Genomic DNA, 11926 nt, shown 5'->3' on the forward strand with positions numbered 1-11926 from the left:
GCTCACTCACTCCGACGCCACGGCAAACGCCCGGATCAGGTGGGAGCCCGTACACCACTTCTCAGGACGCAACCCTCTCACGCAAAACCGTCCGATCTGTGTTCCGCAGGCATGCCCGGATCGTGCCTCCGGGCAGCTCCGGACGACGAACTCCGTAAGGCTGGCGATTACCCGCGTGAACCGACGAAGCCCCCGTTGAAGATGCTCCAGTGCGCCTTCCGCAGACTCCGTCCCAACCCCGTCCTACCGGCTGTACCTCGGACTCGCCGAGCCTGGTGAGGGGCCTCAGCATTGCCCGAGTCGTTGCCCGATCGTCGTGTCCTCACCTGCGCGGGACAGGATTGAGTAGAGGGCGGGCGCGACGGCTGTGTCGTGCCCCGTTCCGGAAGCCCAGCCCTCAACCATGGGCCCGCCCATCGAAGGACCGTCCGTTGCCTGCCCCTGTCGCTCTCACTGGCCGCCTGGTCGTCCTGGAGCCCCTGGCTCCCCACCACGCGCAAGGCCTCGCCGAAGCCAGTGCAGGAGACTCCTGCCACAGCTTCACCCCACGACCACGCGGCGTCCGGGCCGCCCGCTTCTACATCGCCGCCGCACTGGAGCAGCAAGAGACAGGCACCGTCCTGCCGTTCGCCGTGATCCGGCGCACCGACAACCGGATCGTCGGCTCAACCCGATTCCTCGCGATGGACTACTGGCAAGGACCCCTGACCTGGCCCCCGGCGCCGCGCGGCCCTTTGGGCGATCATCACACCGCCGCGCCGGACGCGGCGGAGATCGGAGGGACCTGGCTCTGCCCCGATGCCCGGGGCACCGGCGTTAACACCGAGGCGAAGCTACTGATGCTCGGCCACGCATTCGACATCTGGCAGGTACGCAGGATCTCGATGCGCGCTGATGCCCGCAACGCCCGCTCCCGGACCGCGATCGAGCGGCTCGGCGCGGTCAGCGAGGGCATCCGCCGGGCCCACTCCCGCGGACTGGACGGCCAGATACGCGACACTGCCTTCTACTCCATCCTCCGCGAAGACTGGCCAACCGTACAGGAGGGTATCGAACGACGGCTCACGCGAACCATCAAAACGGCAACCAGCAGCCGGGCAACCTGGTCGTCGAGCCCGAACGCTGCCGCAGCAACAGTGGGTAGCGTCCTCCGGCACCCCCACCTCAGCGGGTGATTCCACCTGCTGCCAGCCGTCCAACGGCCCGGAGCCTTCGACGGACTGCTCCACATCCCCGATCTGGAAGCCCTGCGCCGGGGCGTGAGTGCGACATGACCATCGCGACCGAGCGGGCCTTCGGGCCCGTGACCGCGCGACTGGGCCGGCTACTTCCTGCTCCTCCCGGCGCCCTGGCCACACCCGGTCCGCCGGTCCACCCACCGCCCGGTCGGGCGCGATGCCCGGCCACTAGCGGGCGGCAGGTCTGCATAGCGTGGCTGCGGGCGAACACGGAGCCGATAGAGCGCGTTGACCTCCAGCAGCTGGTCGATCACCTCGCGGCAGGCGGTGCCGACCTACTCGGACTGGGTCCGGCACCAAGTGGGGGTCCGCATATGGAAAGCGATCTTCTCCGGCGGATAGTCGCTGGAGTGCGTCCGCTTGCCCTGCTCAAGTGCCGCCGGGGTCCAGTTCGCCGTCGTGGAAGACCTGAACGAACGCCGCGGTCGAGCGGACATCGACCCGCTTGCCCATCAGCTTCCACGGCACCGGATAGAGGATGCGGCCGACCTTGATGTGGATGTCCGGCCCGACCGTCGCGGTGGACCAGCGAGCCAGCGCGAACGGCGTCTTCGGCAGCGGCAGCAGCGTGGACGCCTCGACCGCCTCGAACACCGCGGCCGGGGCGGCCCCGCCCAGCGGCCGGCACTGCCGGCGGCCCGACCTCACTGGACCAGCGGAGGGCTTCGGACTGCGTGTGTTCGAGGAAGACGAACTCCCGCCCGCGCCAGGGCTGATGCGTTCTCAGGTTTCGAGATTGAGTAGCTGGAGTGCGTGGTCGGTTCGTGACCGGTAGTGGTCGGTTGCTGCGGTGATGTTCGTCCAGCCGGCTTGGCTGATGAGGACGATGGCGATGGTGCGGAAGGTCGCCATCGCGCGGGGTGCAGTGCTGGTGCGGACGCGGGAGGCGTCCTCGGCGAAGGTCGCGTCCCGGATGTGGTGGAGGGCCTCGATGTGCCAGTGCCCGCGGATCAGCTCGGCGAGTCGGACCGGTGCGGCCCTGCTCGGGGGTGAGGCTGGTGACTGCGTAGACCGTCGTGACGGTGGTCTTCCCGGCTCTCCGGCTGGTGCGGCGGCGCTTGACCTCGATCGCCTGGACGGCGTGTGGGAAGTGCAGGCCGGGATGGACAGTGCAGACCTTCAGGCGGCGGATCTCGTGCCGGTGGTGGGCCTGGCCGCGGGTACGGTGCTGGAGCGGGACCTCGCGCGAGGGCAGGTGTCGCAGCCGGCGGCGGAGGTTCTTCTGGTTGCCCTTGACGACGAGGATGCAGTGGCCGCCCTGGGCAGCGATCTGCTCGGCGTGACCGGTCTGGGTGTGCATCGCATCGGCAGTGACGACCAGGCCGTGCAGGTCCAACCGGTCCAGCAGCGGGGCGGAGGCGGGGATCTCGTTGCTCTTGGCGGTGATCTGCCGCTGGCAGACGACGGCTTGGGACTCGTGCAGGACGGCGGCCAGGAGATGGACGGCTCCGCGTTCACCGTGACGGCTGCCGCGTACGGTCTTGCCGTCGACAGCCAGGCCAGCCAGCGTCGGCGCATCGTCCTCGACCGGGTCGGTGGTATGGCGGGCGAGCCAGGTGCCCACGGCGTCATCGAGGGCGTCGCCGTCGATCCGGGACAGCAGCTGGCCCAGGGCGGTGGGGTGCCGAAGGCGTTCCAGCCCGAGCCCGGCCCGCACGTCGGGGTCCGCGTCCGCGGCGAACCGTGCGATGACGGCCAGGGTGGTGGCCCCGCCCAGAACCGCGAGGACGCACAACGCGAGCAGCGAGCCCAGCCGGTAGCGGCGTCCCCTCACCCGTCACGGCTCGGGCAGACCATCCAGAATCTCCCGCAACGGGACGAGTTCCGGCAGGCCGGCATGAGGGCAGGGCACGTCGGTGTCCCCGAAGTGGCGCTGCAGGACACCGGTCAGGGAAGATGATACGCGCACGCGACCCCTGTTCGTGATCAAAGGCTTCGACAACCTCGATCATCAGGGGTCGCGTTCGTCGTCTCCGGCCGAGGCAACTCTGCCACCTCGACACGTACGCACCAGACCGGCTCATCTCACCACGCGAGAACGCATCAGCCCTGGGGGTGCGGACGGTGGCGTCGGCTCCCTGGGTGACCACACCCGCCAGACGCCCGCCAGCGGTGAGCTGTCGCTGACCCAGCGCACGGTCAACCGCGCGCTCTCCGCCGCGCGGGCACCAGCCGAGCAGGGCGTGGCCCGGCTGAAGTCCTGGCGGATCATCCGCAAAACCCGGTGCAGCCCGAATCGAATGTCGTCCATCACCCGCGGCCGTCCTCACCCTGGAGCGGCAACGCTGATAGCGGTAGTTCGTTAAACCCGGCAGTAGAGATCAATGCCGTGTCCTGTGGTGACTGCGTCGATCAGGCCTGGAGCTCGGAGGGCGGGTCCTTGTCCGTCCAGGCTTGCCACCACCGGGTGAGGGTGATGGCCGGGGTGAGCCAGGAGGTGAGCCAGGAACGGATGGCGCGTAAGGCCCTGGGCCAGCAGGGCAGTTGAGGCTGGTGGTGTGAGGCTGGTCCCCCTCTCTGGCCCCTCGTCGGGGCACGGGTCCGGCGCGGTGGCATCCAGATCTCCGGGTGGGGTGAACCACTGGTCCCAGCAGAAGGAGAAGGCGCAGTTGACGAGGGTCTGGTGGCGGCGGATGGCGGTATCGGAGCGGACCTGGAAGTCGGCCCAGCCGAGTTCGTCCTTGATCTGTTTGTAGCTCTGCTCGATCCACGGCCGCAGGCCGTAGAGTCGGACGATCTCGGTAAGGTCGGCGGGCGGGTGCGCACTGGTGGCGGCGTGGGGCGCATCGGGGTGGGGCAGGTTGGTGGCCAGGTACCAGGTGGCCTTGTCGGCAGGGTGGCCGGATCGGTGGTGGCCACGATCAGGCGGCAGGGTGAATCGGGTCCGTAGCCGCCCAGGCGGGCATCGGCGGCCCACCAGGTCTCACTGTGGCCGTCGCGGAAGTGACGCTTAACGGGCGTCCATTTCGCCGGGATGAGTGGCATCTTGCCAGGCCAGGGCGTGGGCCGCGTCGATGGGGGTGTGGGGCTGGTCGGCCCGGGCCCAGGTGCCGCGGTGCGGTTTGAGCGCGACCACGTAGGGCAGGTGGGCCTCGCGCAGGGCGAGGTACCAGCCGTCGCTGGTGGAGTAGGCGCAGTCGGCGACCACGGCCCGGCAGCCGAATCCCGACTCCTTGGCCCGGGCCGCGAGGGCGGCGGCCAGCTGCGGTTTCGTGCGGAAGGCCGGGTCCAAGCGACCGTGGGCGAAGTGGTAGGCGGGGGTGTAGGGAGTTGCGTGCAGCGGGTAGTGCACACGGCCGTCGGTCCACACCGTGGTCACCGTGACGATGCCGTTGTCCGTCTTGCCGTACCGGCCCAGCCACTGCCGGCCCACGTGCGCGGTCGCCGTGCCGTCCTTGCGGTCCCCGGAATCATCGATCACGATGACCCCGCCGTCATGCGGAGCCGTCGCAGCATGGCCGCGCAGCAGCTCGAGCCGACGGTCGTTGACCTGCTCCGCGTCCCAGGTGGACTCCGAGAGGAAGAACTGCAGCCGCTGCACCCTGGCATCCCTGCGCCCGCCACCGGCTCCGCCCCTGCCAGACAGGTGATCGTCTTGTTCCTGTCCCGCGGCGCAAGCAGTCCGGTCAGATATTCCCGGAACCCCCGCCGCTGAGCCAGGCTGACGAAGAGATCATCGAACCGGGCCGCATACTCCTCCAACGGTCCCGGCGCAGGCGGACATGGACGACGAGCCATCATCTTCGGCTCCCAGCAAGTGGTTGACTCCCTGCAACCGGCCTATGGCCAATCCGCCTCGCCGTCAACCCGCACTACAGACGAGTTCAACGAACTACCGATAGAGCTCAGTGCATGGCCGGGGTGCGGCGGCGGCCGCATCCGCTGGTGGCGCTATTCGGCCCAGACCGTCGCTGGGGCGCGTGCCCGAAGGCCCCTGCCTTCGGGCCGCAACCCTGCGCGCATCCTGACCGGCCGGCGCTTTCCCGGACGCCGACCCGCACCCCACGGCCGTGTCAGCGCTGATCCGACGGGGAGAGGGCTGGGTACCGACTACGGCTGTCAGGGCCGAGGTCACCGAGGGCCCTGGCGGTGGCCCGCTCCACGGTCACCGGTCGGCGGCGCACATGCGTGGCCATTTGTAGACGTCTTTCCGGCTGCCGTGCTTCTCGGGCCGGTGGGCCCAGCGAACCGGTCCTCACGGCACTGCGTTTGAATCAGGCGTTCGTGGCCGCCCACCAGGCGGCGTAGAAGACACCGAGGCCCATGACGGTACACACGCCCTGGATGATCCAGAAACGGACGACGACAAGGACCTCGCCCCATCCCTTGAGCTCGAAGTGGTGCTGCAGCGGCGCCATCCGGAAGATGCGCCTTCCACCCGTGAGCCGGAAGCAGCCGACCTGGAGGATCACTGAGGCAGCGATCAGGACGAACAGACCGCCGATGACCGGGAGAAGGAGCTGCGTCCGAGAGCAGATTGCAAGTCCTGCAAGAGCACCGCCGAGCGCAAGTGAGCCGGTGTCCCCCATGAAGATCTTCGCAGGTGAGGTGTTCCACCACAGGAAGCCGAAGCACGCTCCCATAAGCGCCGACGCCACGATGGCAAGGTCCAGCGGGTCTCGTACCTCGTAGCAGCCCGGCCCCATGGTCAGCGTGTTGGCGCACGACTGGCCGTACTGCCATATCCCAATGACGGTGTATGCGGCGAAGGCCATCACCGCAGCCCCGGTAGCCAGGCCGTCGAGGCCGTCCGTGAGATTCACGCCGTTCGACGTCGCGCTGATCATCAGCACTGCCCAGACAGCGAAGATGACTGGCCCGAGGTACCAGCCGAAGTCATGAGTGAAGGACAGATACGGCGAAGCGGGAGTAGCCCCGCGGCTGTCCGCGAACTCCAGGGAAAGCACGGCGAATGCGATGCCGATGAGAAGCTGACCGATCAACTTGGACCGGGCGCGCAGCCCCAGGCTCCGGCGCTTGAAGATCTTGATGTAGTCGTCGAGGAACCCGACCAGGCCCAGGCCCGTCATCAGGAAAAGCACCAGCAGCGCTGACACCGTCGGTGTGTCTGAGGTGATCACCTTGGTGAGTGCGTAGGAGACCAACGTCGCGAGAATGAAGACGATGCCTCCCATGGTGGGAGTCCCGCGCTTACTCTGATGCCCTGGGGGGCCATTGTCGCGGATTTCCTGCCCATACCCCTTACGGGTGAGTATGCGAATGATCAGGGGCGTTCCGGAAAGCGAAAGGCAAAGGCCAAGCACCCCGGCGATAAGGATTTCTTTCACGAAAGCTTGCCGTTCAAATTCGGGTAGGTCTGCATCGGACGGGGCATGGATAGAGCACGCATCATGATCACCCGGAGTGACGCTGCATACCTGGCCCTTATACGGACGAGTGACGTCGGTAAACACTCCTGCAGGCGGGGTCGCATTTCGAAGGGCTGCAAGGGAAGCCTCCCGGCTCCCGTCGAGTGCACGTGCGGATGCCCTCAAGCCGCAACCGCAACTAGACAGCCGTACACGTGAAGAGACGCTTCGGAGGAGCCTCGCAAGGGCGAGGCTGAGGGCTGGAAAGGCTCCGTTGGTTCCCCTTTCATCTGCCCTCAAAGGCAGGATCACGAGATAAGCGGGCCGCTAGAGTCTGAGGCGCAGTATCGGCTGGCGCTGGGGTGTAGAGATTCAAGACCAGTCGCCGAAACGGGCTGGACGATACTCCGGCCGTAGAAGGGTGGGGAGATGACGACGCCCAGCAACGAACTCCAGACGTTGTTCCGGGACAGCCTCATGTGCTTTCAGGAGATGGTAAGTGAATTCAGTAAGGAGGCACTCGAACTTGAGCGTCTCGTGCTGAATTCTTGCCACAGGGGATCCGCAGACACAAGTGGTCTGTTTGCCAGTCCCCAGTCCACGATGGTCCGTGAGGAAGCATGGCGGGTCAAATTTCTGCTGCTGGACTTGATCTATGGGGAGCCCACAACACTCCTGGGCCGTACGTCTGGGGATCTGACGAGCGCCAAGGGTTCCCTTCACTTCGCCTGGACATGGGCGCAGCGCCTGCGCTCCGACGAGGAGGCTCGTCAGTTCTCGCCTCACATCGCGCGTGCTGTCGGCCGTGACGTCATGAGTTACTACGCCGACGTCCTGCAGCCGCGCTACCGAGCGTGCCTCAGGCTGTGGACCTCACTGGATCCGGCCGACATGGCATTGTTGTCGGACGGTGTAAAAAGTGTGGTAATTGGCATCATTGACCAACTGCACCGTATAGACGCGGCCTTCCACGAGGTAGTACAGAGCTGCCAGATGATGTACTCCGCCCTTTCTCCGCAAAGTCGTGAATACCGGTAAGTCTTTGTGGACACGGCCGTGGCATGGACGTGGCCGGGCGGCGTGCGAGATCGTCCGCCCCGGCCCGGCATCCCGCGGAAACGGGGCTGAGCCACCGCCGCCGCCCAGATGCCGATTCCACCGCCAACAGCCAGCTGTGGACCTGGCAAGGCCAGCAGCTGACGACACGTCAAGAACGGCAAGAGCGCGGCGTGCCAATATCGGATGGGAAGCCTTCTGTGAACAGTGCCAACTCTCATATCCCGCAGGAATTTCGCCTGGTCGTCACCGGCGGCGGCACCGGCGGTCACACTTACCCCGCCCTGACTGCCGTCCGTACCCTCCAAGCCAGGCTGGCTGCCTCTGGAGGGACGCTGGAGGTACTGTGGATCGGAACAGCGGACGGCCTGGAAGCCCGTGTCGCCCCCGCGGAAGGCATCGCCTTCACCTCAGTGGCCACAGGCAAGATTCGCCGCTCACGCAACCTTGTCAGGATGCTGTCACGAGCGAACGTGCGGGACATGGCCCGTGTGCCCCTCGGTGTAGTGCAGGCCCGTAAGGCCATCGCCGACTTCCGACCGGACGTCGTACTGGCCACGGGCGGATACGTCGCCGTGCCGGCAGGCATAGCGGCGCGCTTGTGCCGCCGTCCTCTTGTCCTGCATGAGCAAACCGTCCGGCTGGGCCTGGCCAACCGAAGGCTCGCCGCCACGGCTACGCGCATCGCGGTTTCTTCCGAGTCGACGCTCGCTCTGCTGCCGGCAGCGGTGCGCGATGTCGCGGTGGTCACTGGCAACCCCGTGCGGCCCGAGGTGCTGGCCGGACACGCGGACAAGGGGATCGAGGCGCTGGGCGTGCACGCTTTCGACCGACGACTGCCCACGGTCTACGTCACCGGCGGCGCGCAGGGTTCCCAGCAGATCAACGGGCTCATCGGGGATACACTGCCGTGGCTGTTGGGCCGTGCGAACGTGGTGCACCAGTGCGGCCCGGCCCATGCCGATCGCATGCGCCAACACGCCGCCTGCCTTCCGCCCGACCTGGCGAACCGCTACTACGTCACCGGGTTCCTCGGACCCGAGCTGCCCGACGTCCTCGCGCTGGCGGACGTGGTGATCTCCCGCAGCGGAGCGGGCACCCTGGCCGAGCTGACCGCTCTGGGAAAGGCGGCGGTGCTCATCCCGCTCGCCACATCGGCGGGCGACGAACAGGCCCACAACGCCGGCCATCTTCAGCAGGCCGGTGCCGCGGTGGCCCTGCTCGACAAGGTCACCTCGCACCATCTGCGCGATGCTGTCGGCCCGCTCCTGACCGACGCCGACCTGCGGCGCGGCATCGCGGAGCGGGCTCGGGCACACGGCCGGCCGGACGCGGCCGACAGGCTGGTGGATGTCATCCTGGCCGCCGCCTCCCGCTGAACGGCGCCGTGTCACGGGAGCGCTGGGCGCACCGCGCGCGATCAGCTCAACGACCGCAGTGGAAGGCGTCTGGAGTCTTCAACATCATCCGCCTACCAGGAGAGGCCTGGGCAGCACCGCAACCGACGTCATGCTCCAAGCCGCCCTGGGCATGACTATTGTCACCACGCCCAGGCCGTACTGCTCTTGTCCGTGGCCATGCGACTATTCGGCCTTGCTTGCTGCGGCATCGCTCCTAGCCCACTCGGTGGAGCGCCATCTCGGCCAGGGCCGTCGCGAACCTCCTGCCCTGTCTAATGGCCTCATCCGGTGTCACCTCGGCGGCGCTCAGCTCGTAGGTGAGAGACAGACAGGGCAGGGTCCGGGCCACGTACCGGTCAGCCATGAGACCGGGGCGGATCAGCAGACGGCGTTGGCGGACAAGTGCCCGTGCGAACCGCCTGGCGAACGAGGGTGTTTCCCAGACATGGACAGGGTGGCCACAGTTGTCTGTCAGCTGTGACAGGAAACCTGTCAACGGCTCACGGTCACGGTCCCCGGTGCCGCGGCCGAACTGGTACGAGATGTAACTGACCTGCGAGACCTCGTCGCCATGGATGTCAGCGAAGAGGCGGATGCTGCGGCCGTCTTCCAGCAACTTCCGGACCCGCGTCACTGGTGTCGGTGCCGACCGCTCGCCCCAGGTACGGTTGTAGTCGATGCCGGCCTCGTCCATGCGGTGCAGTTGCCGGCGCACGCCGCCGGTGTTCATTATCGGGATGACGACCAGGCTGTGCTGCGCGAAGAACTCAGAGCCCACTCCTTCACGGGCCAGCAGCGTGTCCAGGAGCCCCTCGGCGAAGAAGCTGGAGATCACCTCGCCCGGGTGCTGCCGGGCGATGAGGACAACGGCGGGCAGGGCGGGGTCACCGGCCTCCACGCACACGAAGCCGTCATCCTCCATCGTTACCCGCACCGTGTCCTCATGGGCGTTGCCAAGGACCGCCCGGTGCATCCGGTTGAGATCGTAGGGCTCGTACCAGGCGACGCGAAGTCGCCGGCCGACCAGGGGCACTCTGAACTGGAAGACCCCGTCCTGGTATGTGCCGCCCTCGTCCAGGCGTATCCACCCCTTCGCCCGCTCCACATAGGGGCGGTACCCAGGCCAGCCGTTTCGGTACTGCGAGGCCCCTGCGTTTCCCAGGGAGACTGTGATCACGTCTGGGGGCGACATCGGCAGGCAATCAAGGTCGAATTCGAACTCGAACCAGTGCGGGTAGCCGTACCGCCCCTGTTCGATCAGCTCGACGTGGAGGGTAGCCGTGGCCTCGTCGAAACCGGAGAACCGGCAGGAGAAGCTGGTGAATCCCGTGTGGCTGACCGTAGTCTCGAAGCCGGACCGGTCAGGCATGGTGGATCCGGGACACGGCGTGTTCCTCAAGGAGAGAAGCGACCCGCCGGGCCTCTGATGCCGGGTTGAAGAGGAACCCGGGGTTTACGGCCTCGAACTCCAGCAGCAGCGGGCTGCCGTCCGTGTCCTTGATGAAGTCCACCCGGCAGATGTCGATCGGTCGGCCCAGGTCGCCCGTCCAGAAGGCCTTCGCCCTCCGCGCGAACGCTTCCTCGGCTGGCGTGGGTTGGTGCTTCTCGAAGCTACGGTCGGTGGGCTGGGGAACCGCGATGCCGGGCACCTTGCGATGGACTTTGCGTATCCCCTGGACGAGCGTGTTGCCTATGAAGAAGAGCTGATACTCACCTTCCCAGATGCTGGGCATGAAGGGCTGAACGAGCCAGCCGCCGACCAGAGGCTCCTTGTGGCGCAGCACTCCTTCGTCGATGCTCGCCAGCGAAGCGAAGGAGTTGCCGAGTTCACCCGTCACAGGCTTGATCACGTACCTGTCGAGCTGACCCCGGTGGACACGCTCCAGCTCAGCGAAGGAGACGGTCCGGTCGAAGTACTCGGTCGGAATCGTAGCGAATCCGGCCTTGGCGTACTCGAACAGGTAGTCCTTGCGTAGCCCGTACAACACGGAGGCCGGATCGTTGAGAGTCACTCCATGAAACTCTTCCTGGAGCCGCTCGAAGTACTCGCGGACATTGCCGATCTTGCCTTCCACCGAGCCCATCACGCGGGCAAGTACGACATCCACCCTTGCATTCAGCTCGATCGTGTTGAGTCTGAGAAACTTCTGTTCGGACACGTCGTACACACGTGAATGGTGCAGGCTTGCCACGTCAATGTCGTCGAAAGTCACCCAGTAGCACTTCCAGCCCCGCTCCTGAAAAACCTCGGTCATATGGAAGACCTCGGGGCAATGGAGCTCTTGTGCCTTGCGCCGCTCGCTTTCAGAAAGGGTGCGACAACGCCTCTCATCGAAGCAGTCCGCAGTGGCCTCCAACATTGAACGGCGCGCAAGATGTATCAGGATCGTCCGGCTGTGCTTCCGCATTCCCTCTCCGCCTGGTTGTGGAGCTCAGAGGCCGACGCTAGGCCCCCTGACCTTGCCCCGACAGGAGCATCCGGGCAGGCATTCGGGAACTTGGGGCTTCCTCCTCGTACCCGCAGACGAAGAGATGAACGTCCGCCAGTGATCGGCGATTTTGGGATGTCGGATCAGGACTGGAAGTTATCGGATATTCCGGCATTCGGTTGCAAGCCAGGTCTCTTTCATCCTGTGCGGCGTTCGAGGAGCCAGGTGACGGCCTGATGGTCGAGGCGGGGCCGAGGACGCGTTTCCAGGGAGGGGTGGAACTGGATGAGCAGGCTGCGTATCCGGTTGCCGACGAGGACGGTCAGCTCGGCGGTGATCTCGTCGGTGAGTTCCAGCGAGCTCAGGGTGTGGGGCATGAGGGGGGAAGCGTGTGCGACCACTGCGGCATCGCGGACGTCGGTCGCTGTGATGCGTGCTCTTGTCGGCGTCCAGACCGAGGAAGAGCCCCACGTCGCCGATGCCGATCACTGAGC

General features: G+C 66.5%; 7 protein-coding genes and 3 pseudogenes. 3 read left to right on the forward strand and 7 right to left on the reverse strand.

All coding sequences use genetic code 11. The annotated features are described in order from the left end of the window. Positions 1-431: 431 nt before the first annotated feature. Positions 432-1175, forward strand: coding sequence for a GNAT family N-acetyltransferase (locus SSP24_RS41065; protein ID WP_141316155.1), 744 nt, complete (start codon positions 432-434; stop codon positions 1173-1175). 432 nt (positions 1176-1607) lie between these two features. Here the strand turns inward: SSP24_RS41065 and SSP24_RS44730 are convergent, their stop codons facing one another. The 4 genes and pseudogenes from SSP24_RS44730 to mraY form a co-directional block, all read right to left on the reverse strand. Further along, a complete protein-coding gene (locus SSP24_RS44730; RefSeq protein ID WP_229866360.1) occupies positions 1608-1886 on the reverse strand; it encodes a Mu transposase domain-containing protein in 279 nt (92 codons plus the stop codon). Between the two features lie 388 nt (positions 1887-2274). Further along, positions 2275-3012 (reverse strand): annotated as a pseudogene (locus SSP24_RS45500) (ISAs1 family transposase); the annotation flags it as partial. A 547-nt stretch (positions 3013-3559) separates the two neighbouring features. Next, positions 3560-4979: pseudogene (locus SSP24_RS45615) on the reverse strand (IS701 family transposase). Positions 4980-5452: 473 nt separating this feature from the next. Beyond that, positions 5453-6526: a phospho-N-acetylmuramoyl-pentapeptide-transferase gene (mraY, locus tag SSP24_RS41090; protein ID WP_141316157.1), complete on the reverse strand. Its 1074-nt coding sequence runs from the start codon at positions 6524-6526 to the stop codon at positions 5453-5455. Between the two features lie 450 nt (positions 6527-6976). Between mraY and SSP24_RS41095 the strand changes: the two genes are divergently transcribed. Together SSP24_RS41095 and SSP24_RS41100 are read left to right on the forward strand one after the other, a co-directional pair. After that, positions 6977-7585, forward strand: coding sequence for a hypothetical protein (locus tag SSP24_RS41095; protein WP_141316159.1), 609 nt, complete (start codon positions 6977-6979; stop codon positions 7583-7585). 23 nt (positions 7586-7608) lie between these two features. Beyond that, entirely contained in the window at positions 7609-8982 is a 1374-nt protein-coding gene (locus tag SSP24_RS41100; RefSeq protein ID WP_373306818.1) for a UDP-N-acetylglucosamine--N-acetylmuramyl-(pentapeptide) pyrophosphoryl-undecaprenol N-acetylglucosamine transferase, read from the forward strand. 235 nt (positions 8983-9217) lie between these two features. Here SSP24_RS41100 and SSP24_RS41105 read toward each other — a convergent pair whose 3' ends face one another. The 3 genes and pseudogenes from SSP24_RS41105 to SSP24_RS41115 form a co-directional block, all read right to left on the reverse strand. Beyond that, the gene (locus SSP24_RS41105; RefSeq protein WP_141316161.1) at positions 9218-10372 is read right to left on the reverse strand and encodes a M14-type cytosolic carboxypeptidase; all 1155 of its coding nucleotides are present in this window, start codon (positions 10370-10372) and stop codon (positions 9218-9220) included. Next, on the reverse strand, positions 10365-11411 hold the full coding sequence (locus SSP24_RS41110; RefSeq protein WP_141316163.1) for an ATP-grasp domain-containing protein: 1047 nt from the start codon (positions 11409-11411) through the stop codon (positions 10365-10367). The genes SSP24_RS41105 and SSP24_RS41110 overlap by 8 nt, the downstream gene beginning before the upstream one ends. A 230-nt stretch (positions 11412-11641) precedes the next feature. Further along, positions 11642-11854: pseudogene (locus SSP24_RS41115) on the reverse strand (IS110 family transposase); the annotation flags it as partial. Between the last annotated feature and the right edge of the window lie 72 nt (positions 11855-11926).

Source organism: Streptomyces spinoverrucosus, assembly GCF_006539505.1.
Lineage (GTDB): Bacteria > Actinomycetota > Actinomycetes > Streptomycetales > Streptomycetaceae > Streptomyces > Streptomyces spinoverrucosus.

What these genes read in the sequence shown, in the direction of transcription:
- SSP24_RS41100 (WP_373306818.1), top strand. Translation starts at nt 7,609, where the DNA reads ATGGACGTGGCCGGGCGGCGTGCGAGATCGTCCGCCCCGGCCCGGCAT.
- SSP24_RS41110 (WP_141316163.1), bottom strand. Translation starts at nt 11,411, where the DNA reads ATGCGGAAGCACAGCCGGACGATCCTGATACATCTTGCGCGCCGTTCA.
- SSP24_RS41095 (WP_141316159.1), top strand. Translation starts at nt 6,977, where the DNA reads ATGACGACGCCCAGCAACGAACTCCAGACGTTGTTCCGGGACAGCCTC.
- SSP24_RS41105 (WP_141316161.1), bottom strand. Translation starts at nt 10,372, where the DNA reads ATGCCTGACCGGTCCGGCTTCGAGACTACGGTCAGCCACACGGGATTC.